The organism is Acidothermus cellulolyticus 11B (genome assembly GCF_000015025.1).
In the GTDB taxonomy this organism is placed as follows: Bacteria; Actinomycetota; Actinomycetes; order Acidothermales; family Acidothermaceae; genus Acidothermus; species Acidothermus cellulolyticus.
On sequence record NC_008578.1, the window covers coordinates 1221374 to 1246045 of the forward strand.

17 protein-coding genes are annotated in these 24672 nt (G+C 65.6%); 15 read left to right on the forward strand and 2 right to left on the reverse strand.

Annotated features, from left to right (window positions below; genetic code table 11):
• Position 1 precedes the first annotated feature (1 nt).
• The 3 genes from ACEL_RS05680 (at position 2) to uvrB (ending at position 5369) form a co-directional block, all read left to right on the forward strand.
• The gene (locus tag ACEL_RS05680) at positions 2 to 1246 is read left to right on the forward strand and encodes an NAD(P)/FAD-dependent oxidoreductase (RefSeq protein WP_011719939.1); all 1245 of its coding nucleotides are present in this window, start codon (positions 2 to 4) and stop codon (positions 1244 to 1246) included.
• A gap of 210 nt (positions 1247 to 1456) precedes the next feature.
• Complete coding sequence (locus ACEL_RS05685) at positions 1457 to 3007, forward strand: APC family permease (RefSeq protein WP_011719940.1); 1551 nt, start codon at positions 1457 to 1459, stop codon at positions 3005 to 3007.
• Positions 3008 to 3251: 244 nt separating this feature from the next.
• Positions 3252 to 5369, forward strand: coding sequence for an excinuclease ABC subunit UvrB (uvrB, locus tag ACEL_RS05690; RefSeq protein WP_011719941.1), 2118 nt, complete (start codon positions 3252 to 3254; stop codon positions 5367 to 5369).
• A gap of 66 nt (positions 5370 to 5435) precedes the next feature.
• On the opposite strand, the gene ACEL_RS05695 is transcribed toward uvrB, so the two are convergent.
• Positions 5436 to 6686, reverse strand: coding sequence for a GNAT family N-acetyltransferase (locus ACEL_RS05695; RefSeq protein ID WP_011719942.1), 1251 nt, complete (start codon positions 6684 to 6686; stop codon positions 5436 to 5438).
• Positions 6676 to 7332 carry an MBL fold metallo-hydrolase gene (locus ACEL_RS05700; protein ID WP_011719943.1) on the reverse strand — a complete coding sequence of 219 codons (657 nt, stop codon included), beginning with the start codon at positions 7330 to 7332 and terminating at the stop codon, positions 6676 to 6678. The genes ACEL_RS05695 and ACEL_RS05700 overlap by 11 nt, the downstream gene beginning before the upstream one ends.
• A gap of 123 nt (positions 7333 to 7455) precedes the next feature.
• Between ACEL_RS05700 and uvrA the strand changes: the two genes are divergently transcribed.
• From uvrA to ACEL_RS05760, 12 genes are all read left to right on the forward strand, one after another.
• Entirely contained in the window at positions 7456 to 10299 is a 2844-nt protein-coding gene (gene uvrA / locus ACEL_RS05705; protein WP_011719944.1) for an excinuclease ABC subunit UvrA, read from the forward strand.
• A 44-nt stretch (positions 10300 to 10343) separates the two neighbouring features.
• Entirely contained in the window at positions 10344 to 12269 is a 1926-nt protein-coding gene (uvrC, locus tag ACEL_RS05710) for an excinuclease ABC subunit UvrC (RefSeq protein ID WP_011719945.1), read from the forward strand.
• Positions 12266 to 13201, forward strand: a complete 936-nt coding sequence (gene rapZ, locus ACEL_RS05715) for an RNase adapter RapZ (protein ID WP_011719946.1) — start codon at positions 12266 to 12268, stop codon at positions 13199 to 13201. Before uvrC ends, rapZ begins: the two co-directional genes overlap by 4 nt.
• A gap of 9 nt (positions 13202 to 13210) precedes the next feature.
• Positions 13211 to 14224 (forward strand): gluconeogenesis factor YvcK family protein, encoded by a 1014-nt coding sequence (locus ACEL_RS05720; RefSeq protein WP_011719947.1) that lies wholly within the window; start codon positions 13211 to 13213, stop codon positions 14222 to 14224.
• On the forward strand, positions 14215 to 15189 hold the full coding sequence (gene whiA, locus ACEL_RS05725; protein ID WP_011719948.1) for a DNA-binding protein WhiA: 975 nt from the start codon (positions 14215 to 14217) through the stop codon (positions 15187 to 15189). The genes ACEL_RS05720 and whiA overlap by 10 nt, the downstream gene beginning before the upstream one ends.
• Before the next feature lie 223 nt (positions 15190 to 15412).
• Positions 15413 to 16420: a type I glyceraldehyde-3-phosphate dehydrogenase gene (gene gap / locus ACEL_RS05730; RefSeq protein ID WP_011719949.1), complete on the forward strand. Its 1008-nt coding sequence runs from the start codon at positions 15413 to 15415 to the stop codon at positions 16418 to 16420.
• 10 nt (positions 16421 to 16430) lie between these two features.
• The gene (gene tpiA / locus ACEL_RS11915) at positions 16431 to 18494 is read left to right on the forward strand and encodes a triose-phosphate isomerase (RefSeq protein WP_011719950.1); all 2064 of its coding nucleotides are present in this window, start codon (positions 16431 to 16433) and stop codon (positions 18492 to 18494) included.
• Positions 18495 to 18760: 266 nt separating this feature from the next.
• On the forward strand, positions 18761 to 20452 hold the full coding sequence (locus ACEL_RS05740; protein ID WP_238378010.1) for an ABC transporter family substrate-binding protein: 1692 nt from the start codon (positions 18761 to 18763) through the stop codon (positions 20450 to 20452).
• Between the two features lie 83 nt (positions 20453 to 20535).
• Positions 20536 to 21519 carry an ABC transporter permease gene (locus tag ACEL_RS05745; protein WP_011719952.1) on the forward strand — a complete coding sequence of 328 codons (984 nt, stop codon included), beginning with the start codon at positions 20536 to 20538 and terminating at the stop codon, positions 21517 to 21519.
• Positions 21512 to 22486: an ABC transporter permease gene (locus tag ACEL_RS05750; protein ID WP_011719953.1), complete on the forward strand. Its 975-nt coding sequence runs from the start codon at positions 21512 to 21514 to the stop codon at positions 22484 to 22486. Before ACEL_RS05745 ends, ACEL_RS05750 begins: the two co-directional genes overlap by 8 nt.
• Entirely contained in the window at positions 22483 to 23595 is a 1113-nt protein-coding gene (locus ACEL_RS05755) for an ABC transporter ATP-binding protein (protein WP_011719954.1), read from the forward strand. The genes ACEL_RS05750 and ACEL_RS05755 overlap by 4 nt, the downstream gene beginning before the upstream one ends.
• A gap of 2 nt (positions 23596 to 23597) precedes the next feature.
• A complete protein-coding gene (locus ACEL_RS05760) occupies positions 23598 to 24650 on the forward strand; it encodes an ABC transporter ATP-binding protein (RefSeq protein ID WP_011719955.1) in 1053 nt (350 codons plus the stop codon).
• Positions 24651 to 24672 lie beyond the last annotated feature (22 nt).

The following is a 24672-nucleotide window of genomic DNA, read 5'->3' on the forward strand; positions in this document are numbered from 1 at the left end:
GGTGCAACGCGTCGTCGTGGTCGGCGCGTCGGTAGCGGGACTTCGAGCGGTTGAATCGCTGCGCAGGAACGGATTCGCCGGCGAAATCCTCGTTATCGGCGGTGAGCGCTGGCCGCCGTACAACCGCCCGCCGCTCTCCAAGACCGTTCTCACGGCTACCGAATTGCCGGGCTTCGATGAGATCGCGCTTCCTCTTTCGCCACGGATCGGTGACGTCCAATGGCGGTTGGGTGTCCGTGCGGCGGCGTTGGACGTGGACGCACGCGTCGTCGTCCTCGAGGACGGCCAAACGGTCGAGTGGGACGGTCTCGTTATCGCGACCGGACTGCGACCGGTGCGGTTGGCTGTCCCCGGGCCGACGGTGAGGCGGTACGTGCTTCGCAATTTTGATGACGCGCGGGCACTCCGAGACGTGCTGCAGCCCGGTGCCCGGCTTGTCGTGATCGGTGCGGGGTTCATTGGTTGCGAGGTCGCCTCCGCCGCGAGGGAACGCGGGGTCCACGTGGTCGTTGTCGGACGCTCGGAATACCCTCTTCCCGGGCTGGGCGACATTCTGGGAAGCGAACTGCGGAGACTTCACGAGACACATGGCGTCCGCTTCCTCGGAGCACGAGCGGTCGTTGCTTTCGAGGGAACCGACCATGTACGCGGTGTAGTCCTCGACGACGGCACCGAACTGGCCGCCGACATCGTCGTTGAAGCAATCGGCGGCGCCCCGGAGACGGATTGGCTCGTAACCACCAAGCTCGACATCCACAACGGCGTGCGGTGTGACGGAATGTTACGAGCACTCGACATTTCGGGACAGCCCATACCCAACGTCGTGGCATGCGGTGATGTCGCACGAGTGCCCCTGCTGCGCGGGGCGGGAATTGAAGGCCGAGTGGAGCACTGGTCAATGGCCATTGAGACGGGACGGTACGCCGGCCGCACCCTCGCTGCATCCTTGTCCGGTGCGGCGGCAGGTGCGCCGTCTGTGCCGATGGTGCCGACGTTCTGGTCAGACCAATATGGCGTTCGGCTCTCCGGCGTGGGTCTGCCTGAGATGCATGACGGCGAGATCCGGGTACGGCATGACAGCGCGGCCGGCGAAGTCGCGATCTCGTACTTCCGGGCCGGACGGTTGATCGGCATCGCTGCACTCGGCTGTGCCGCACGACTCCCGGAGTTTTACGACGCGGTCCGGCGCTCCTGGCAGGATGAGGGCCACCCGGTCTCGACCGTGACTCGGTCGTCGCCGCGCTAAGCCGGCGGCCTTCGCGCGGTGTGTTTCTGTTGGTCAACAACAATGTGACGATCTGTTCAGGGGTCTTGTCAGAAGATAGTTCGGGCCCTAATATCTCACCAGACGCGTGGCTCATCATTACGAGACCGAGTAGTTGACGGTGCCCGTCGGTACCGCCGCGGCTGCCGTCGTTCGAACGCGTCTTCCTATCGTGTCGATCGAGGAGGCCCTATGGTAAGCGCTTCCGGAGAGCGCGGCGCAATGCTGGCGGCGGTTGAGGCAAGAGCCCCGTCGCGACACCTGTGGCGAGATCGGATTGCGGTCATCGGCATTGTTTTTTATGTGGTTGCGGCATCCGCGCCGCTGGTTGGCATGTCCGGTGCGGTTCCCGTGGCCATCGGCCTGGGGAATGGTTCCGGGACGCCCGGCGCTTACCTCGCGGTCGGTATCGCGCTCCTCATCTTCAGCGTGGGTTACGCCGCCATGAGCAGCAAAGTCACCAATGCCGGGGCATTCTTCGCCTATGTAGGCCGTGGACTCGGCGTACGGGCCGGAATTTCTTCCGCCTTTGTGTCTATCTTCGCGTACGTCACGATCCAACTCGCGATTTATGGCTTCATGGGCGGGCTGGTCGCGCAGGAAGCCAAGCAATATCTCGGCATCTCCCTTCCCTGGTGGGGATGGGTCTTTATCGCCTGGGGCCTTGTGCTTCTCCTTTCCCTCTTCAGCGTGGATGTCGGCGCTAAAGTTCTTGGCGGCTTTATGATTCTTGAGCTGAGCTCGCTCCTCATCATGGCTTTCGCTGTCATCTTCCGCGGCGGCGGCCCGCAAGGACTCAGTGTGTCGGCGTCGTTCGCGCCAAGCCATGTCTTCGTCGGCGGCCTCGCCGGATCGGCTGGAATCGCGTTGGCGTTCGCGTTCGCCTCCTATATTGGCTTTGAGGCGACGGCGATTTACGGCGAGGAGTCACGGGATCCGAAGCGTACGGTTCCGGTGGCTACCTACGCGGCTGTGGGAACGATTGCCCTGCTCTTCGCCGTTACGTCGTGGGGAATTGTGAGCGGCTTAGGGCAAGGCCGCGTCGTCGACGAGACGCTGAAGATTTCTACGGTTGGTGATACACCGCTGGCGGATCCCGCACAAGTCATCTTCCACGTCGCCACGCAGTACGTTGGATCGTGGCTCGCGGATCTCATGCGCATTCTCGTGATCTCCAGCCTTTTCGCCGGCCTGCTCGCGTTCCAGAACGCCAATGCGCGGTATTTCTACGCGCTGGGGCGTGCCGGCGTCCTGCCGAAGGCTCTGAGTCACGTCTCACGGCGCGGATCCCCGATGTACGGAACGCTGACGATGTCCGGGCTCACTGCCCTCGTGGTGCTCATCTTCATGGCGAAGGGCTGGGACCCGGTGCTCAACCTCTTCTATTGGTCCAGTGCCATTGCCGTCATGGCGATCGTCATAGTGGAAATTCTGGTCTCCGTTGCGGTGATTGCCTTCTTCCGGCGTGATCATTCCGATACCCGGCTCTGGAACACCGTGGTCGCGCCGATCCTGGCCATTGCCGCCCTCGGTATCGGTCTCTACCTCCTCATGGCCCGGTTCGGGCTTCTCGCCGGTACCGCAGCAGCCGGGGTCGATCCCACGAAGACGGCGTGGGCGCTGTCACCAACGGGATGGGTGCTCATTGCGCTGCCGTTCGTCATGCTCATCGTGGGTCTTGTCGTAGCGCTTGCCCGACGGCGGAGCATCGACAGCCAGGTCGTTGCCGATCTGGTGAGCTGACGGTACGCGTGGTGCGCGCAGGTTAGCCTCGCGCTGTCCGAGTACTGACCGGGGACGTTCGCGCGTTTCCCCGGACCGGAGTCCTCCCCGAACCGCGCGAACGTCCCGGGTTCTCGCCTGCGCCGGACGCCGGCCCGACAGAGCGCCTGCGGTCCGTAGGCGGCTCAAGACACGGGGCGATCCTGATCCGCGGCGCACCCCAGTCATCCCCAGGAGTGCGCCGCGGCGTGCGTACGGTGGAACCATGCGACCGGTGACAGATGTTCAGCGCCGGGTGGCGCCCTTCCGGGTGATCAGCGAGTACCGGCCATCCGGGGACCAACCGCAGGCGATCGACGAGCTCGAACGGCGGATCCGCCGAGGCGACCGCGATGTCGTGCTCCTTGGCGCGACCGGCACCGGGAAGACGGCGACGATCGCCTGGCTGATTGAGCGCCTGCAACGGCCGACCCTCGTGATCGAACCCAACAAGACCTTGGCCGCGCAATTCGCGAACGAATTGCGGCAGCTCATGCCGGAGAATGCGATCGAGTATTTCGTTAGCTACTACGACTATTACCAGCCGGAAGCCTACATTCCGCAGACCGATACGTACATCGAAAAAGACGCCTCCATCAACGATGAGGTGGAGCGGTTGCGGCACTCCGCAACCAACAGCCTGCTCACGCGCCGGGACGTCGTCGTCGTCGCCAGCGTCTCCTGCATCTACGGCCTGGGCACTCCGCAGGAGTACGTGGATCGAATGCTGCGGTTGCGGGTCGGTGAGGAAATAGAGCGGGACATCCTGCTCCGCCGGCTTGTTGACATTCAGTACACCCGGAACGACGTCGCATTCACCCGGGGCACGTTCCGGGTGCGCGGCGACACGATCGATGTGATCCCACAATACGAGGAACTCGCCGTCCGGATCGAGATGTTCGGCGATGTGATCGAGCGGCTCGCGACGCTGCACCCGCTGACCGGTGAGGTCCTCAGCGAGGACGAGGAAATTTACATCTTTCCGGCGTCGCACTACATTGCCGGTCCGGAGCGGATGGCTCGGGCGATCCGCGACATCGAGGAGGAACTCGCACAGCGGCTCGCCGAACTGGAGAAGCAGAACAAGCTCCTTGAAGCGCAGCGGTTGCGGATGCGGACGACCTACGACCTGGAAATGCTCCGCCACATCGGCACATGTTCGGGCATTGAGAACTACAGCCGGCACATCGACGGCCGCCCGCCCGGCAGCCCGCCGAACACCCTGCTGGATTATTTCCCGGAGGATTTCCTCCTGGTCATTGACGAGTCACACATCACCGTTCCGCAGATCGGCGGCATGTACGAGGGCGACATGTCGCGCAAGCGGGTCCTCGTCGAGCACGGCTTCCGCCTGCCGAGCGCACTGGACAACCGTCCCTTACGGTTCGACGAATTCCTTGACCGGATCGGCCAGACGGTCTACTTGTCGGCGACACCCGGCCCCTACGAACTCGCGAAGGTCGGCGGGGATGTCGTCGAGCAGGTGATCCGCCCCACCGGCCTGGTCGACCCGGAGATCGTCGTCAAACCGACCAAGGGACAAATCGACGACTTGGTGCACGAAATCCGGGTGCGCGCCGAGCGCGGCGAGCGGGTCCTGGTCACCACGCTCACCAAGAAAATGGCCGAGGATCTGACCGATTATCTCCTGGAGCTCGGCATCCGGGTGCGCTACCTGCACAGCGAAGTGGACACGCTGCGGCGCGTCGAATTGCTCCGGGAACTGCGTCAGGGCGAGTTCGACGTCCTCGTCGGCATCAACCTGCTCCGCGAAGGACTGGACTTGCCGGAAGTCTCCCTCGTCTCCATTCTCGACGCCGACAAGGAGGGTTTCCTCCGGTCGGCGACGTCCCTCATTCAGACCATCGGGCGCGCCGCACGTCACGTCTCCGGACAGGTGCACATGTACGCCGATACCGTGACCGCGGCCATGAAGGAAGCGATCGACGAAACGAACCGACGGCGGGCCAAGCAGCTGGCGTACAACGCCGAGCACGGCATCGACCCGCAGCCGATCCGAAAGAAAATCGCCGACATTCTCGACACGCTCATTCGGGAGGACGCCGATACCCAGGCTCTCCTCGGCGGGACCGGGCGGCAGGTCAGCCGAGGGAAGGCACCCGCTCCCGGGCTCGCGTCCAAGGCGGCGCCGCCGGTCGGCCGGCATGCCAAGGACCTCGCAGCCATGCCGCGACAGGAACTCACCCGCCTCATCGAGGAACTCACCGAACAGATGCACGCCGCCGCCGCGGAATTGCAGTTTGAGCTCGCCGCCCGGCTGCGGGACGAGATCCGGGAGCTGAAGAAGGAATTACGCGCGATGGAGGCCGCCGGCGTCGGCTGAGCGCCGCTTCAGCGGGAGCTGCCAGCGCCGCTTCAGCGGGATTCGCTCAGCAGAGAGCCGGCACCGTCAGAAAACCAACGAACAGTGCGCGGCGGCGGGCCAACGGAAGGCCGACGCAGCCTGAGCGAGCGCCGCGGAGCTTGACGCGGAAACCCAACCGCCTCGGGCAAGCTGATACAGCGATGTCGTGCCGAGATAAGCGGCGCCGAGCGCCCACGCCGGTACGGCGAGGTGCGCAGATTGCCGTGTCGGCTCGCACGACGCTCCGTCCGGCCCGCCGATCAGACGCCATCGGCCGTTGTTCCACGGGCAGAACTCGTCGGCAACCTCGAGTACCAGGTCAATGTCGACCGAGTAGCGGCGAGCGGCGAGCGCACGGTCGACATCGACGATACGCACCCAGAGATTATCGGCAAGGCGGGCGTGGAGGCGGCGGGAATCCGCTGCCGCCAGCAGAATCGGGTCGTCGATCGCAAGCCATGCCCGCCACGTTGCCATGAGGTCACGGCGCAACAGGTAATCCCACAACACGAGCTGGGCAGTCGGCTCGGCTGCGACGATTTCGAGAATCTCGACTTCGCCGGCGGCAACGCCGTCTGACCATTCACTCTTGGTGCGGTAGAGCGCGTACCCGGTGTCTGGAATGACCACTGCCGACAGTGGTGTCCAACCGCTCCGGCGTTCCACCGTCGCCTCGGACAATCGGTATTGCCACCACCGGTTGTCGCGCGCGAATTCACCGGGAGCGTCCGGCAGGTGCGCGGCATGAATCGCCGCTATCTCCGGAAGCACCGTCTCAGCAGGCTCATCGCGCAATGACAGGCGGAAATCGGCCCGCTGCGCCACCCGGTCATCGTCGATGGCTCGGGCGTCACGGCGTATCTCGACAGAGACCGTCTGGCTTGCCGGCCCATAGCCAAAGCGCCGGTAAATCGACGATTCCGACGCCCACAACGCCGCGATCGGCTCACGACCGTCGGCGTGCAACCCATGCAGCTGGTGGCGCATCAGCCGGGTGAGCAGCCCGCGACGCCGGTGCGAGGCGGCTACGGAGACGAACGTCACTCCCGCCACGGGGACGACCCGGCCAGGCACCGACATCTGCAAGGAGAAAATCCCGCCGGTGCCAACGAGCCGGTCACCGTCGAACATCCCGGTGGTGCGGTCAAGTTCGAATACCAGCCGCTCCCGGGTGACGTGCTCGTCTCGGCAGGCGGTGCCGAAGGCGCGCATGCCGGTCGCCAGGAAGCGGGGGAACTCCTCGTCCGTGACCGGACGGAACACGATGTCGCCGGGACGGGATACGTCACCAGCCACGAGCCCGCCATTCACCGAGGTGGGGTCGTTCGGCTCCCAGCGTGGTGTCACGGCCGTGCCCCGGGTAAATCCAGGCCGCGTCCGGAAATCGGCCGAAGACCTTCTCTTCCAGGTCATTCATCAGGGTCGTGAAATCCTGCTTGTTGCCTCGCGTATTGCCGGGACCGCCCGGGAAGAGTGAGTCGCCGGTAAAAATATGCGGCTGATCCGGATCGGCGTCGTACACCAGCGCAATACTTCCCGGAGTATGACCACGGAGATGGATGACGCCGATCTCGCTGTTTCCCACCGTGATCCGGTCACCGTCGCTGACCGGCCACCCCACCGGGAGCGGGAGCGCATCGGCGTCCAGGGGATGCGCGATAACCTCTGCCCCGGTCGCGTCGACGACGGCCCGGAGCGCCTGCCAGTGGTCGTGGTGACGGTGGGTCGTGACCACGGCGACCAGCCGTCCGTCGCCGATCGCGTCCAGCAACCGTCCCGGCTCGGCCGCAGCATCAATGAGCACGGTGTCGCAGGTCGCCCGGCACCGGAGCAGGTAGGCGTTGTTGTCGTACGGCCCGACCGCCAGCTTGGTGATCTGCAATCCCGGGAGCACGCGGACATCCGGCGGGCCGCCGACCCGCACGTCCCCGGTGTACGTCACGACGCCGATGCTATCGGGCCGTCTCGGCTCACCGGCCGGGCAGCCGCGTCACGGCAGGCCCGGCGTCCGCGCCCACATAGGATGAAGCGCAGCTCGCCAGCTGAGGAGGACGGATCTGCGGGTATGGCTGATCGGCTTGTCATCCGGGGCGCTCGCGAGCACAACCTCAAGGACGTCTCTCTCGATCTCCCGCGGAACGCATTGATCGTCTTCACCGGCCTCTCCGGATCGGGAAAATCAAGCCTCGCATTTGACACGATCTTCGCGGAGGGCCAGCGGCGGTACGTGGAGTCCCTCTCGGCGTACGCCCGGCAATTTCTCGGTCAGATGGACAAGCCGGACGTTGATTTCATCGAGGGGCTCTCGCCGGCGGTGTCCATCGACCAAAAATCGACGTCGCGAAATCCGCGCTCCACGGTGGGTACGATCACCGAGGTTTACGACTACCTGCGTCTGCTGTACGCGCGGATCGGGCATCCGCACTGCCCGGTCTGCGGACGGGCGATTTCCCGCCAGACGCCGCAGCAGATCGTCGACCGCATCCTGGAATTTCCCGCCGGTACGCGATTCCAGGTGCTTGCGCCGGTCGTCCGCGGCCGCAAAGGCGAGTACGCCGAGATGTTCGCCGAGCTGCAGAGCAAAGGTTTCGTGCGGGTACGGGTCGACGGCGTCGTCCACCCGCTGGACAATCCGCCTCGGTTGAAAAAGCAGGAGAAGCACACCATCGACGTCGTGGTCGACCGGCTTGCCGTCAAGGAGAACGTCGCCCATCGGCTCGTTGACTCGATTGAGACGGCGCTGCGGCTCTCCGGAGGTCTGGTCACGCTCGAATTCGTCGATCTGCCGGAGAGCGACCCGCACCGGGAGCGAATGTTCTCCGAACATCTCGCCTGTCCCGACGACGACCTGGATTTTGAAGAATTGGAGCCGCGTTCTTTCTCCTTCAATTCGCCGTACGGCGCCTGTCCGGAATGCACCGGCCTCGGCACCCGGCTCGTCGCCGATCCCGATCTCATCGTTCCGGATCCGAGCAAATCCATCGCGGACGGCGCCATCGCGCCGTGGGCGACCGGGCACGTGTCGGACTACTTTGTCCGCCTCCTCGAGGCATTGGCCGACGCGGCGGGATTCTCCACCCAGACCCGCTGGGACCGGCTGCCCGCCAAAGCCCGCAAGTACATCCTGTACGGGTACCCCGAACCGTTGTACGTCCAATACCGCAATCGGTACGGCCGGCACCGGTCATACCACACGACCTACGAAGGTGTCGTGCCGTACATCGAACGCCGGCACGGCGAAGTCGACAGCGACTACAGCCGGGAGCGGTTCGAGAGCTACATGCGGGAAGTGCCGTGCCCGAAGTGCCAGGGCAAACGGCTCAAGCCGCTCGCGCTCGCCGTGACGGTCGGCGGGAAGTCCATCGCCGACGTGTCCGCCATGCCCATCAGCGAATGTGCGCGATTCCTGCGCGCCCTTGACCTAACCGCACGGGAACGGCAGATCGCCGAGCGCGTGCTCAAAGAAGTGAACACCCGCCTGGGTTTCCTGCTGGACGTCGGTCTCGACTACCTCACGCTTGACCGTCCCGCCGCTACGTTGGCGGGTGGCGAGGCGCAACGCATTCGGCTGGCCACCCAGATCGGCTCCGGTCTTGTCGGCGTTCTCTATGTGCTGGACGAGCCGAGTATCGGCCTGCACCAGCGCGACAACCACCGTCTCATCGAGACCCTGCTCCGCCTCCGCGATCTCGGCAATACGCTGATCGTGGTCGAGCACGATGAGGACACCATCCGCGCGGCGGATTGGGTGGTCGACATCGGTCCCGGCGCCGGTGAGCACGGTGGACAGATCGTCGTCTCCGGGCCGGTGCCTGAACTGCTGGCGTGCAAAGAGTCGCTCACCGGCGCGTACCTTTCCGGACGGCGAACCATCGAGGTACCGGCGATCCGGCGGCCCGCCGATCCCAAGCGCCGGCTGATCGTCAAGGGTGCCCGAGAGCACAACCTCCGCAACATCGACGTCGCGTTTCCGCTGGGCTGCTTCGTCGTCGTGACCGGCGTCTCGGGCTCGGGAAAATCAACGCTGGTCAACGACATTCTCTATGCCGCGTTGGCCAAGGAACTGAACGGGGCGAAAACCGTGCCCGGCCGGCACGACCGCATCCTCGGTCTCGACCTCGTCGACAAGGCGATTCACGTCGACCAGAGCCCGATCGGCCGGACGCCGCGGTCGAACCCCGCGACCTACACCGGTGTGTTTGATGACATCCGCCGGCTCTTCGCGGAGACCACGGAAGCCAAGGTGCGCGGATACACTCCCGGGCGTTTCTCCTTCAACGTGAAGGGCGGCCGCTGCGAAGCGTGCGCCGGCGACGGCACCATCAAAATCGAAATGAATTTCCTGCCCGACGTTTACGTGCCGTGCGAAGTGTGCCATGGCGCGCGGTACAACCGGGAGACCCTCGAGGTGCATTACAAGGGCAAGACAATTGCCGACGTCCTGGACATGCCGATCGAAGAAGCAGCCGACTTCTTCGGCCCGCTGCCGGGCATCGCCCGCCGGCTCACCACTCTCGTCGAGGTCGGTCTGGGTTATGTCCGACTCGGCCAACCGGCCCCGACCCTCTCCGGCGGGGAAGCGCAGCGGGTGAAACTCGCGTCCGAGCTGCAGAAGCGGGCGACCGGTCGCACCGTGTACATCCTCGACGAGCCGACGACCGGCCTGCATTTCGAAGACGTCCGCAAGCTGCTTGCCGTTCTGCAATCCCTTGTCGAGCGCGGCAATACCGTGATCGTCATTGAGCATAATCTTGACGTCATCAAGACGGCCGACTGGGTGATCGACCTCGGTCCCGAGGGCGGCGCCGCCGGCGGACAGGTGGTCGCCGAGGGTCCACCCGAACAGGTGGCGGCGACGGAAGGCAGCTACACCGGCGCCTTTCTGCGCAAGGTGCTCCGCCTCTCCTAACGGCGTTCCGCGGTACCGACGGCGGGGCGGCTACGCTGACAGGCGTGCACGCACCGCAGCTGCGCAAGCCGGCTGCCGGGGAGATTCCGGAGTCACCCGGCGTCTACCGGTTCTGGGACGCGCATGATCGGGTCATCTACGTCGGAAAGGCGAAGAACCTGCGCGCCCGACTGACCAGTTACTTCGCGGATCCGGCGCTCCTTCATCCGCGGACCCGGGCCATGGTGACAGCGGCCGCCCGCCTCGACTGGGTCATCGTCCGCACCGAGGTTGAGGCGCTGCAACTGGAATACAACTGGATCAAGCAGTACGAGCCTCGCTTCAACATCAAGTATCGGGACGACAAGAGTTACCCTTACCTCGCCGTCACGCTCGCCGAACCCGTGCCGCGCCTCATGGTTTATCGCGGCAAGCGAAAGAAAGGCAACCGGTATTTCGGGCCCTTTGCGCACGCCTGGGCCATTCGTGACACTCTGGATTTGCTGCTCCGGGTGTTTCCCGCCCGCACCTGCTCCGCCGGCGTCTACCGCCGAGCTCAGCGCATTGGACGGCCGTGCCTGCTGGGATACATCGGAAAATGCAGCGCACCGTGTGTCGGCTGGGTGTCGGAGGAGCAGCACCGGCAAATCGTCCTCGACTTCTGTGACGTGATGGGCGGAAGAGCCACGGAGTACCTCCGCCGGCTGGAAAAGGACATGCGCGCCGCAGCCGCCGCGGAGGACTTCGAACGGGCGGCGCGGCTGCGCGACGATGCCGCCGCGCTGCGGCTGGCCATCGAAAAACAGACGGTGGTCCTCCCCGAGAATACCGATGCAGACGTTATCGCCTTGGCCGACGACGACTTGGAGGCGGCGGTCCATGTGTTCTTCGTCCGCGATGGACGGGTCCGCGGTCAGCGCGGCTGGGTGGTGGAGAAGGTCGAAGCGCTGGACACCGCCGACCTCGTTCAGCATTTTCTCGCCCAACTGTACGGCGAAACGGGTGCGGAATCCGCCGACGTGCCGCGGGAAATCTTGGTGCCCGTCGCACCAAGCGACACCGAGACGCTCGAACGCTGGCTCAGCTCACGCCGCGGCGGACGCGTCACCATCCGCGTTCCCCAGCGCGGCGACAAGAAGGCCCTGCTGGAGACGGTTGCCCAGAATGCGGCCCAGGCGCTCCACCTGCACAAGGTCCGCCGGGCCGGCGACCTCACCGCCCGCGGCCGGGCGCTGCGGGAAATCCAGGAAGCCCTCAATCTTCCCGACGCACCGCTGCGCATTGAGTGCTACGACGTGTCCACATTGCAGGGCACCGACGTCGTCGCGTCGATGGTCGTGTTTGAAGACGGCCTGCCGCGGAAGAGCGAATATCGTCGCTTTGCCCTGCGCGGCGTCGGTGGGGGGGACGTCGGGGCAATTCACGAGGTGATCAGTCGCCGTTTCCGCCGGTATCTGGACGAGCGGATGCAAACGGACTCGCCCATCGACGACGGAACCGGGCCGGACCAGCCGCGGGTCGACGCGGCCGCGCATCACCGAAAGTTCAGCTACCCGCCGAGCCTGGTCATTGTTGACGGCGGTGCGCCGCAGGTGGCGGCGGCAAAGAAGGCCCTCGACGAACTGGGCATCGATGACGTTGCCCTGGCGGGACTCGCGAAACGCCTGGAAGAAATCTGGCTCCCCGATCGCGAGGAACCCGTCATCCTGCCGCGGGCCAGCGAAGGACTCTACCTCTTGCAGCGGTTGCGCGACGAGGCGCACCGTTTCGCCATCTCCTACCACCGTGCGAAACGGTCCACGTCGATGACCCGCAGTGTGCTGGAGGGAATCCCGGGAATCGGGGAGACCCGCCGCAAGGCCTTCCTGCGGCATTTCGGATCGGTTCAGCGAATGCGGCAAGCAACCGTAGCGGAATTGGCCGCCGTGCCGGGCGTGGGACGGCGTACCGCTGAGGTTGTTTTCGCGGCCCTGCATGGAGCGGACCAATGACCGGCGACGTCCGGCGGCTGCCGGACGGCCACGCCGCTCCTGCCCTCAACCCGCTGACTGGAATCAAACTTGTCGTCCTCACCGGCCTCTCCGGTGCCGGCCGGAGCACAGCCGCCAAGTGCCTGGAGGACCTCGGCTGGTTCGTCGTCGACAACCTTCCGCCGGGACTCCTGGACACCATGGTGGATCTCGGCGTCCGCAGCGGCGGTGCGATCAACAAAATCGCCGCGGTCGTGGACGTGCGCAGCCGCGCGTTCACCTCCGACCTCTACGGCGCCTTGGGCGTGCTGCGTAACCGGGGCACCGCCTTGCGGATTGTCTTTCTCGAAGCAAGCGACGATGAGCTCATCCGCCGTTTTGAGAATGTCCGCCGCCCGCACCCGCTGCAAGGCGACGGACGGCTGGCTGACGGCATCGCCCGCGAGCGGGAATTGCTCCGTGACGTCCGCGGCGTCGCGGACCTTGTCATCGATACGACGAATCTCAACGTCCACGAATTGCGCGGCAAGATTATCGCGGCATTTAGCGACGACAACCAACCCGCGCTCCGTGCGACCGTTGTGTCGTTTGGATACAAGTACGGCCTGCCGGCGGACGCCGACCTCGTCGTCGATTGCCGATTCCTGCCCAATCCGCACTGGGTGGACGAACTCCGGCCGCTCACTGGACGCGACGACGCCGTCCGGGAGTACGTGCTCGCTCAACCGGGGGCGCAGGATTTTCTCGACACCTATAGCAAGGTGCTCGGCACCGTGGTGGACGGTTATCTGCGGGAAGGCAAACGCTACCTCACCCTCGCGGTGGGCTGCACCGGAGGCAAGCACCGCAGCGTCGTCATAGCAGAGGAACTCGCGGAACGACTCCGGCGGCTCGCGACCGCTGAGTCGAGAATTGACGTCCAGGTCGCCCACCGCGACCTCGGCCGGGAGTGAGGGAGGACCATGCCACCGAGGGTCGTTGCGTTGGGCGGCGGTCACGGCCTGGCCGCTTCCCTCTCCGCGCTGCGGCGGGTCACGGATCGGCTGACCGCGGTCGTTACCGTCGCAGATGACGGCGGATCGAGCGGCCGGCTGCGCCAGGAATTCGGCGTCCTGCCCCCCGGCGACCTTCGCAAAGCTCTCGCCGCGCTCTGCGCCGACGACGAGTGGGGCCGAACCTGGGCCGATGTCATTCAGCATCGGTTCCGCGGTGACGGGCCGCTCCGCGACCATGCCTTGGGGAACCTGCTGATCGTCGGCATCACCGAACTGCTGGGCGACCAGATTGCCGCTCTTGACCTCATGGGCCGGCTGCTGCAGGCCCGCGGCAGGGTGTTGCCGATGTCCACGATCCCGTTGGACATCCAGGCCGAAGTCGCCGGACTGGATCCGGCCGATCCGACGGCGCTGCGTACGGTCCGCGGCCAGGTCGCCGTCGCCACCGCACGGGGCCGGGTCGTCAGCGTGTCGCTGGTGCCGGAGGACCCGCCAGCCTGCCCGGAAGCCGTGGCGGCGATTCGTGACGCCGACTGGGTGGTGCTTGGGCCGGGCTCGTGGTTCTCCAGTGTCCTGCCGCACCTCCTCGTTCCCGACCTGGCCGACGCCATCAATACGACGCGGGCCCGGCGGCTCGTCGCCCTCAATCTGGCCCCCCAGCCCGGCGAGACGGCGGACTTCTCTCCGGAGAATCATCTGGAAGCGTTGATCGCGCACGCACCTCAGTTCCACGCCGACGTCGTACTCGCGGATCCGAGCACGGTGGGGGATGCCGAAGCGCTCCAGAGCGTGGTCGGCGCCCTGGGTGCCCGGTTGGTGGTGGCGCCGGTCGCCAGGGACGACGGCACGCCTCGGCACGATCCGGGCCGGCTCGCCACCGCGTATTGGCGGATATTCGCCGATCTCACCGAAGAGCCCGACACGGCGCGGCGCGGCGGCGAACAGTCGATCGGTGGAAGGACAGGTTCGCGATGGCACTGACAGCCAAGGTCAAAGACGAACTGGCGCGGCTACCCGTCACGAAAACGTGTTGCCGCAAGGCGGAAGTGGCCGCCACCTTGCGGTTCGCCGGGGGTCTGCACCTGGTCGGCGGCCGGATTGTCGTTGAGGCGGAATTGGACACCGGGGCCGCGGCCCGCCGGCTCCGCACCGCCCTGGCCGAACTGTATGGTCAACACGCGGAACTCGCGGTGATCGCTCCCGGTGGCCTTCATCGCGGCAACCGGTACGTCGTCCGGGTCAGCCGGGACGGCGAGACGCTCGCCAAGCAGACCGGCCTGCTGGACGGCCGGGGCCGCCCGGTTCGGGGTCTGCCGTCACAGATCGTCTCCGGCGGCGTGTGCGACGCGGCAGCGGCGTGGCGCGGCGCGTTTCTCGCGCACGGTTCGTTGACCGAACCCGGCCGCGGCTGCACGTTGGAGGTCAGCTGTCCGGGGCCGGAATCGGCGCTCGCGCTCGTCGGAGCCGCACGCCGGTTGGGCGTCCAGGCGAAGTCACGGGAAGTGCGCGGCGTCGAACGGGTGGTCGTGCGTGACGGCGACGCCATTGGTGTGCTGCTTACCCGCCTGGGGGCGCATGACAGCGTCCTTGCCTGGGAGGAGTACCGGGTGCGCCGCGAGGTGCGGGCTACCGCAAACCGGCTGGCGAATTTTGACGACGCGAACGTACGCCGGTCGGCGCGGGCTGCGGTGACCGCGGCCGCGAAAGTCAAGCGCGCCCTGGAGATTCTCGGTGACAGCGTGCCCGAGCACCTTGCGGCCGCCGGCACCTTGCGCATGGTTCATCCTCAGGTGTCGCTGGAGGAGCTCGGCGCCCTTGCCGATCCGCCGCTGACGAAGGATGCGATCGCGGGACGGATTCGACGCCTGATCGCAATGGCTGACCGGCGCGCGGACGAGCTCGGGATTCCCGGTACGGAGGCCGCCCTGGTCGGCGAATTACCGTGAAGCGGCCGATGGCTACGCCGCCGCGGTGCGGGCGCGCCCGGCGGCACGGCCGCCGGCCTGCTCGCGGGCTGGGGGTCACCAACCGACAGGGCGGGCGCATCCGGGCGGACGCATCCGATATAGGGTGGCCTTGCCGATCCGCCCTCGGCTGCCGCCCGCGGAAAGCCGGGCTCGGGGGCGCGGCACGCGTGGTTTACGACAACTTCTGTGGAGAGAGTGCACCATGGCGATTCGTGTGGGCATCAACGGGTTTGGGCGCATCGGCCGTAACTTTTTCCGAGCGGTTGCCGCGCACCAGGGCAGCAATCTCGATGTGGTAGCCGTCAACGACCTCACCGACACCAAAACGCTGGCGCATCTGTTGAAGTACGACACGGTCCTCGGCCCATTCCCGGGCGAGGTTCGTGCCGGCGACGGTGTCATTGTCGTCGACGGCAAGGAAATCCGCGTGCTCTCGGAGAAAGATCCAGCGCAGCTGCCGTGGGGCGAGCTGGGTGTTCAGATCGTGGTTGAGTCGACGGGACGCTTCACCGACGCCGAGAAAGCCCGGGCGCACCTGGCGGCGGGCGCCAAGAAGGTCATCATTTCCGCGCCGGCCAAGGGGGAGGACGCGACGTTCGTCCTCGGCGTCAACGAAGACACCTACGATCCGGCGAAGCACCATGTGATCAGCAACGCGTCGTGCACGACGAACTGCGTGGCGCCGCTGGCCAAGGTCCTGCACGAGGCGTTCGGCATCGTGAGGGGCTTCATGACGACGGTTCACGCCTACACGAACGATCAGGTGATCCTTGACTTCCCGCACAAGGACCTCCGCCGGGCGCGTGCCGCGGCGCAGAACATCATTCCCACGACGACCGGCGCCGCCAAGGCGGTGGCGCTCGTCTTGCCCGAGCTGAAGGGGAAGCTCGACGGTTTTGCACTGCGGGTGCCCGTACCTGACGGCTCGGTGACCGACCTGGTCTGCGAACTCGAGCGCGAGGTGACGAAGGAAGAGGTCAACGCGGCGTACAAGGCGGCGGCCGAGGGGCAGCTCAAGGGCTATCTCGTTTACACCGAGGACCCGATCGTGTCGTCGGACATCGTCAACAACCCGGCGTCCTGCATCTTTGACTCCTCGCTCACCATGGTCAACGGCCGGCAGGTGAAGGTGATCGGCTGGTACGACAACGAGTGGGGGTATTCCAACCGGCTTGCCGACCTGACCGCTCTCGTCGCTTCCCGGTTGTAGGACGGCCATCATGCGCAGTGTCGACGACCTGGAGGTCGCCGGCAGGACGGTCTTCGTCCGGGTCGACCTCAACGTGCCGCTGGAAGCAACCGATCAGGGCCCACGGATCACCGACGACAAGCGCATTCAAGCGAGCCTGCCCACGATCCGTGACCTGCTCGGCCGTGGTGCACGGGTTGTGCTGCTGGCCCACCTCGGCCGGCCCAAGGGTGAGGTCCGCCCGGAGCTCTCCCTCCGGCCGGTTGCGGCACGGCTCGCGGAGCTGCTTGGCGAACCGGTCGCTTTCCCTGATACCACCGACGGCGGGGTTGCCGGCGAAGCGGCGCGCGCGCTCGTCGCGCAGTTACGCCCCGGGCAGGCCGCCCTGCTGGAGAACCTCCGCTTCGAGGCGGCGGAGACCAGCAAGGACGACGCCGAGCGCGCGGCGTTTGCCGAGCGGCTCATCGCCCTCGCCGGCGAGGAGGGGGCGCTGTACGTCGGCGACGGCTTCGGCGCCGTGCACCGCAAGCACGCCAGCGTGTATGACCTGCCGCTCCGCCTGCCGCATGCCGCTGGACGCCTCGTTCTCGCCGAGGTGAGCGTGCTGCGCCGCCTCACCGAGAACCCCGACCGTCCGTACGTCGTCGTCCTCGGCGGGGCGAAGGTCTCCGACAAGCTCGGTGTCATTGCCAACCTGCTGGAGAAGGTCGACCGGCTTCTCATCGGCGGCGGAATGGCGTACACCTTCCTCGCCGCGCAAGGGCATGAAGTCGGCCGTTCGATCCTCGAGGCGGATCAGGTGGACGCCGTCCGCGGCTTCCTTGCCGAGGCGGAGAAGCGCGGCGTGGACCTCGTCCTTCCGGTCGACATCGTCGCGGCGTCCCATTACGCGCCGGACGCCGACCACGTCGTCGTGCCCGCGACCGCGATCCCGGCCGACCGCGAGGGGCTGGACATCGGACCGCAAACCCGCGAGCTCTTCGCCGCCAAGCTGGCCGACGCCCGGACCGTGTTCTGGAACGGTCCGATGGGCGTCTTCGAATTCGACGCCTTCGCGGCCGGCACCCGGGCGGTGGCCGAGGCGATCGCCCGTCTCGACGGTCTCACCGTCATTGGCGGAGGGGACTCGGCAGCGGCGGTACGCAAACTCGGATTCCCTGAGTCCGCATTCCGTCACGTCTCGACCGGGGGCGGCGCAAGCCTGGAGTACCTGGAAGGCAAGGAACTGCCGGGCCTTCAGGCGTTGGAGGCCGACACAAGGCAAGGAACTGCCGGGCCTTCAGGCGTTGGAGGCCGACACGCCGTGAGCCGGTCGGGATCGCCGGCCCGCAAACCGCTGATGGCCGGCAACTGGAAAATGCACTACACCCATTTGGAAGCGATCGCGCACGTCCAGAAGTTGGCCTTCATCCTCTCCGAGGCCGACTACGAGCGGGTCGAGGTCGCCGTCCTCCCGCCGTTCACGGCGATCCGCAGCGTCCAGACATTGGTGGACGGCGACAAGCTCCCGATCCGTTACGGCGCTCAGGACGTCTCGCCGTATCCCTCCGGGGCGTACACCGGGGACATCTCAGCCGGAATGCTGGCCAAGCTCGGCTGCAGCTACGTGATCGTCGGACATTCCGAGCGGCGTCACTATCACCACGAGAACGACGAGCTGATCAACGCGAAGGTGCGGGCGGTGATCGGGGCTGAGATGACCCCGATCCTCTGCGTTGGTGAACCGCTTGACGTGCGCCGGAGCGGCAGGCACGTCGAGTTCACCCTCGGTCAGCTGGACGCCGATCTCGCCGGACTCTCCGCTGAGCAGGTCGCCTCGCTCGTCATCGCCTACGAACCGGTCTGGGCCATCGGCACCGGTGAGGTCGCCACGCCGAAGGACGCCCAGGAGGTGTGCGCGGCGATCCGCGCCCGGCTGGCCGAGAGCTTCGGTGACGCCGCGGCGCGATCAGCCCGGATCTTGTACGGCGGGTCGGTCAAGAGTGATAATGCCGGCGGGATCATGGAGGAGCCGGATGTCGATGGCGCACTCGTGGGCGGCGCAAGCCTGGACGCCGAGGAGTTCGCACGGATCGTGCGATACGACACGAAGTAGCGTCACTTCGGCGACATCTCGTACAACGAGGTCGCCATCCGTAACTATCGGGTCACGAAACGCGGTAGATTCGCCGAGAAACCCGAGCTCACCGGTCGCTGGAGCTACAGTCGCAGCGATCGGATGCACCACGCTGAGCCGCCAGGCGCGGCTTGGTGGACTGTCGGAACTACTGGCGGGCCGCTCACAAGGCGGCCGGAAGAAGGAGTGAGATGCTCGGCACACGCAGTGGATTCCGGGTGGCTGCCGGATTCGCCGTCCTGGCGTTGGCGGCGACAGCGTGCGGCAGCAAAGGGGGCGGCGGCAGCGCCTCTCAGGGCCGGATCAAAGGAGATCCCAACACCATCAACTCGGTCGCCAATCCGAAGAAGGGCGGTACGTTCACATACGCCCTGGAGAAGACGATCGACAACTGGAACATCCTGACGTCGGCGGGGAACACCTTCGAGACGGCCGAGGTGATGGATGCCATCTACCCGTCGACTTTCATTGCGCAGCCTGACCTCTCCGTCAAAATGAATGACGACCTGCTGCTTAGCGCCGAGGTCACCAACCAGAACCCGGAAACGATCGTCTACAAGATCAACCCGAAGGCTGTCTGGTCCGACGGGGTGCCGATCAACGCCGATGACTTCAAGTACGTCTGGCAAGCCAGCGCCAACTGTAAGGACTGCGACGTCGCGTCGTCCGTCGGATACACCTCAATCCAGTCGATCGAGGGCTCCGGCCCGAACAACCAGACGGTGACCGTGACGTTCAAGCAGCCGTTCTCTGACTGGAAGTCGCTGTTCGGCCCGCTGCTCCCGGCGCATGCGGCGACGCCGAAACCGACCGACGAGCAGACGCTCGCGGACAGCTGGAACCACGGCTTCGCCGACAATCCACCGAAGATTTCCGGTGGTCCGTATGTCATCAGCTCCTACCAGAAGGACCAGAGCGTCACGTTGGTGCCGAATCCGAAGTGGTACGGCAAGAAAGGCCCGTACCTGGACAAGCTCGTGTTCCGAATGATTACGGATGCGACCCAGGAACCGCCGGCGTTGCAGAACCACGAGATTGACGCGATGTATCCCCAGCCTGAGGTTGACCTCATCAAGACGCTGAACGGGATGAAGAACGTCGTCTACCAGGAGGATCTCGGCCTCATATTCGAACACTTCGACTTCAACCTGGAGAACAAGGCGCTCACCCTGCCGGTGCGTCAGGCGCTGTTCACGGCGGTGAACCGCCAGCAAATCCTGGACGCCACGGTGAAGCAGTTCGACCCTGACGTCACGGTGCTGAACAACCGGATGTTCGTGCCAGGCCAGAAGGGCTACCAGGACAACGTCACCAAGTACGGTCTTGGCACTGGGGACATCGCCAAGGCGAAGGACATCCTGACCAAGGCCGGTTACAAGATTGAGAACGGTAAGCTCATCCAGCCGGACGGCACGCCCTTCCCGGCTCTCACGATGCAATACACGGTCGGCAACCAGATCCGGCAGACGGAGTGCCAGCTCTTCGCCCAGGCGGCGAAGCAACTGGGTGTGACCGTCAACGTCCAGAGCACCGACAGTCTGGGCAAGACACTCACCAACGCGGACGCGCAGCACCACTTCGACGTCGTCGTCTTCGCGTGGGTGGCGACACCGTTCCCGGCGTCAGGTAACGCCCCGTTGTATGAGAGCAACAAGGCGCGAGGCGGCGACTGGGGCGGCAACTACGGTCACTGGGTGAACTCGCAGGCCGACCAACTGCTCCAAGATGCGACGTCCAACCTGAATCCGGACCAGGTCATCAAGGATCTCAACGAGGCCGACCAGCTCATCTCCCAGGACGCATACACGTTGCCGCTCTACCAGAAGCCGACGCTGCTGGCCTACTACAACACGTGGGGCAACATCCGAGACAACGCGACCAGCGTCGGACCGCCGTACAACGTGCAGGAATGGGGTTTGAAGCCCTCGGCGGCCTGACGTCCTGACATGAGACGCTGCGAGTGGATGGCCGCCAACCGGGCGGCCATCCACTCGGTGTGGCGACGGTAGCGAGGCTCGTGATGCTGGCCTACACGGTGCGGCGAATTCTCGTCGCTATTCCACTCCTTATTGTTTCGACCTTCGTGGTCTTCCTGCTCGTCACGTTCTCCGGCGATCCGCTCGCGCAGTTACGGACGAAGCAGCCCCCGCCGACCCCTCAGGTCATCGCCAATTACCGGCACATGCTTCGGCTTGACCAACCGATTCTGCTCCGGTACTGGCACTGGATCACCGGGCTGCTGCACGGCGATTTCGGGCCGTCCGTTCAGGGTGGCGGTGCGCTGAACATCGGTCACGAACTCGCCCGGCGGATCGTCGTCTCGTTGCGGCTGGTCATTGCGGCCATCATCATTGCGATGATTATCGCGGTGATTGTCGGCGTCGTCAGCGCGGTGCGCCAGTACACCGTCACCGATTACTTCCTCACCTTTACCGGATTCCTTTTTCTCTCGCTGCCCATCTTCTGGTTCGCCTTGCTGCTCAAAGAAGCCGCGATCTGGCTGAACGTGCATGTCGGCACCCGCATTCAGACACTGGGGGAGAGCTCGCCGACCGTCGGTCCCGGCTTTGGGAATCACTTCGTCGACGCACTCGAGCACCTCATCCTGCCGACGATTGCGCTCGCATTGGGCACCTACGCGGCGTGGAGCCGGTTCAACCGGGGATCGATGCTTGAGGTGCTCTCCAGCGACTACATCCGCCTCGCGCGCGCCAAAGGCCTGCGTCGTTCCCGGGTCTTGGTGCGCCACGCCCTGCGTACCGCGCTCATCCCGTTCGTCACGGTGACGGCACTCGATATCGCCGGGCTGCTCAGCCAGACCATCGTCACCGAGACGGTCTTCCAGTGGCGTGGCATGGGCGACTTCCTGTTCAGCGCTATCAAGGCTTTGGACGTGTACGCCGTCCTCGCCTGGCTGCTCGTCGCCGCAATCATTGTCATTGTCTTTAACCTGATTGCGGATTTGCTGTACGCCGTGCTCGATCCCAGGATCCGCTATGAGTAGCCGGCCCGAGGAACCGCTGAAACTCTCCGCGCCGAGTGCGCAGATCCAGGGGGCGCCGCTGGACCGGGGACCGGCGACCGAGCCCGGCGAGTACGAGTTCACCGTCCGCGCACGGTCACAATGGCAGCTGGTCTTGCGCCGGTTCTTTCAGCATCGGCTCGCCGTCGTGAGCCTTGGCGTGTTCGTGGCCATCATTTTGTTCGCCTTCGTGGGCGGTGCACTCTGGCACTACAGCTACCAGCAATTCACCAACGACTACAGCGCGCCGCCGAGTCTCAAGCACCCCTTCGGCACGGACGCGGCGAGTCACGACACCTTCGCGCAAGTTCTTCGCGGCACTCAACGGTCGCTGGAAATTGCGCTCTTCGTCGCGGTTGCGTCCACCGCGTTCGGCACCGTGTACGGAGCGATCGCAGGGTTCTTCCGCGGTCTGCTGGACGCGGCCATGATGCGCCTCGTCGACCTCTTCCTCACCTTCCCGCTGCTCGCCGTCGCCGCGATTCTGGGCGACCAGCTAGGTCCGAAGGCAAACGGCTGGCTGTGGATCGCGCTGGTCATCAGCGCCCTCACCTGGCCGTACGTGTCGCGCGTTGTCCGTGGGGTCGCCCTGTCGATCCGCGAAAAGGAGTACATCGAAGCGGCCCGTGCCCTCGGCGCCAGCAATGGACGGATCATTCTGCGGCACGTCATCCCCAACGTGATGGGTCCGGTCATTGTGACCGTCACGATTCTGGTCGCTGCGGCGATCCTCACCGAGACCGCCCTGTCGTTCGTCGGTTTTGGCGTGCAGGCCCCGGACACGTCCCTCGGTCTCTTGGTCAGCCAGAATCAGACGGCAATCGAAACACGCCCGTGGCTGTTCTATTTTCCCGGCGTCTTCATCATCCTGATCGCCCTCACCATCAACTTCATTGGTGACGGGTTGCGGGATGCGTTCGACCCCACGCAGCGGCGGGTGCGGGCATGACCGGCGAGTTGGTGAACGGCTCCTTCACCCCGACGGCCGCAACCGGGTCGAACGGCCTGCTCACGGTGGCGGACTTGCACGTGGACTTTCCGACGGACGACGGCATCGTCCGGGCGGTCCGCGGCATGTCGTACACCCTCGCCCCTCGGGAAGTGCTGGGCATCGTCGGTGAATCCGGTTCGGGAAAATCGGTCGCGTCACTCGCGGTGATGGGTCTGCTGCCGAAAAACGCCCAAGTACGGGGCACCGTCCGGTTCCGGGACGAAGACCTGCTGGGCCTGACGGAGAATGGTTTGTCCCGCTACCGCGGCGAGCACATCGCGATGATTTTCCAGGATCCGATGACCAGCCTGAATCCGGTGTACACCGTCGGTTGGCAGATCGTCGAGGCCATCCGCGCCCATCGCGATATCAGCAAGCCCGCCGCACTCCGCCAGGCGGTCGAACTGCTGCGGGTGGTCGGAATTCCGCATGCCGAAGAGCGGGTTCACAATTATCCGCACGAATTCTCCGGCGGCATGCGGCAGCGGGCCGTCATCGCCATGGCCATCGCCAACGATCCCGACGTCATCATCGCGGACGAACCGACGACCGCGCTTGACGTCACGGTGCAAGCGCAGGTGCTGGAGAGCTTGCGGGCGGCCCGGGAGCGCACCGGCGCTGCAATGATCCTCATCACCCATGACCTGGGGGTGGTCGCCGGCCAGGCGGATCGGGTCCTCGTCATGTACGCCGGCCGGGCGGTCGAAGTCGGCACGGCCGACGACGTGTTCTATCGACCCCGGATGCCGTACACTCTCGGCCTGCTCGGCAGCCTGCCGCGGCTGGACAGCACCGGACGGCGCCGGCTGACGCCCATCCAGGGTTCCCCACCGTCACTGATCAACCTGCCACCGGGCTGCCCGTTCGCGCCACGCTGTCCGATCCGGCAACCCATGTGTCTGGTCGAGGAGCCTGAGCTTCGCCCAACGGATCGTCCGGACCACTTGGCGGCATGTCATTTCAGCGACCAGCTGGTGGGTGTCTCCCCGGGTGATCTGTTCCGCCCGACCGCCCGAGACGATGTGCTCCCGGCAGAGGGGGAGCCGGGACCGGAGGTGTCCTCGTGACCATGACGGAAACCTTGGGTTCCCCACCGGCGCCGGTGGGCCGCGAGCCCATTCTCGCGGTCCGCGACCTCGTCAAGCATTTCCCGGTGCGAGGGCGCGGGTTGGTCCGCCGCGTCGTCGGTCAGGTGCACGCGGTCTGCGGAGTGTCTTTCGACCTCTATCCAGGGGAAACCTTGGGTCTGGTCGGCGAGTCAGGGTGCGGGAAGACGACGACCAGCCGGGTCGTTCTCCGGCTGCAACCGGCGACCGCCGGGCAGATCGTCTTCCAGGGACAGGACATCACCACACTCTCCGCCCGCCAGATGCGCAGCCTGCGACGCGAAATTCAAATCATCTTCCAGGATCCCTACGCCTCACTCGATCCGCGCATGCCGGTCAGTGAGATCGTGGCGGAGCCCCTGCGCATCCACGGCCGCTACAACGGGCGGACCGGACGGCGCCGTGTCGCTGAACTGCTCCAGACCGTCGGGCTCAACCCGGAGCACGGCAACCGCTATCCGCACGAATTCTCCGGCGGTCAGCGGCAGCGGATCGGCATCGCTCGTGCTCTGGCCCTTCGGCCGAAGGTGCTCGTCCTCGACGAGCCCGTCTCCGCTCTGGATGTCTCGATCCAGGCGGGTGTGCTGAATCTGCTGCAAGAGCTGCAGGAGCAGTTCGGTTTGGCATACCTGTTCGTGGCCCACGATCTGGCCGTCGTGCGGCATATTTCGCATCGCATCGCCGTCATGTATCTCGGCAGGATCGTGGAGATTGCGAACACTGACGAGCTGTTCGCCGCGCCCGCGCACCCGTACACTCAGGCCCTGATCTCGGCGATACCGATTCCCGATCCGCGCAAGGAACGGGCACGGAAGCGGATCGTCATCACCGGTGACGTGCCAAGTTCCGTCAACCCGCCGAGCGGTTGCCGGTTCCGTACCCGCTGCCCGTTATTTGCCGAAGCCTTGACCGATGAGCAGCGCCGGCGGTGCATCGAGGAGGTCCCCGAGTTGATTGATCGCGGTCAGGGTCATCCGGTCGCCTGCCATTACGCTCGGGTGGTGCAGGTACTATGACCGCCGTGGCTGCCACGCCTCG

What these genes read in the sequence shown, in the direction of transcription:
- ACEL_RS05685 (WP_011719940.1), top strand. Translation starts at nt 1,457, where the DNA reads ATGGTAAGCGCTTCCGGAGAGCGCGGCGCAATGCTGGCGGCGGTTGAG.
- rapZ (WP_011719946.1), top strand. Translation starts at nt 12,266, where the DNA reads ATGACCGGCGACGTCCGGCGGCTGCCGGACGGCCACGCCGCTCCTGCC.
- ACEL_RS05760 (WP_011719955.1), top strand. Translation starts at nt 23,598, where the DNA reads ATGACGGAAACCTTGGGTTCCCCACCGGCGCCGGTGGGCCGCGAGCCC.
- uvrB (WP_011719941.1), top strand. Translation starts at nt 3,252, where the DNA reads ATGCGACCGGTGACAGATGTTCAGCGCCGGGTGGCGCCCTTCCGGGTG.
- ACEL_RS05745 (WP_011719952.1), top strand. Translation starts at nt 20,536, where the DNA reads ATGCTGGCCTACACGGTGCGGCGAATTCTCGTCGCTATTCCACTCCTT.
- whiA (WP_011719948.1), top strand. Translation starts at nt 14,215, where the DNA reads ATGGCACTGACAGCCAAGGTCAAAGACGAACTGGCGCGGCTACCCGTC.
- ACEL_RS05720 (WP_011719947.1), top strand. Translation starts at nt 13,211, where the DNA reads ATGCCACCGAGGGTCGTTGCGTTGGGCGGCGGTCACGGCCTGGCCGCT.
- ACEL_RS05755 (WP_011719954.1), top strand. Translation starts at nt 22,483, where the DNA reads ATGACCGGCGAGTTGGTGAACGGCTCCTTCACCCCGACGGCCGCAACC.
- uvrA (WP_011719944.1), top strand. Translation starts at nt 7,456, where the DNA reads ATGGCTGATCGGCTTGTCATCCGGGGCGCTCGCGAGCACAACCTCAAG.
- tpiA (WP_011719950.1), top strand. Translation starts at nt 16,431, where the DNA reads ATGCGCAGTGTCGACGACCTGGAGGTCGCCGGCAGGACGGTCTTCGTC.
- ACEL_RS05750 (WP_011719953.1), top strand. Translation starts at nt 21,512, where the DNA reads ATGAGTAGCCGGCCCGAGGAACCGCTGAAACTCTCCGCGCCGAGTGCG.
- gap (WP_011719949.1), top strand. Translation starts at nt 15,413, where the DNA reads ATGGCGATTCGTGTGGGCATCAACGGGTTTGGGCGCATCGGCCGTAAC.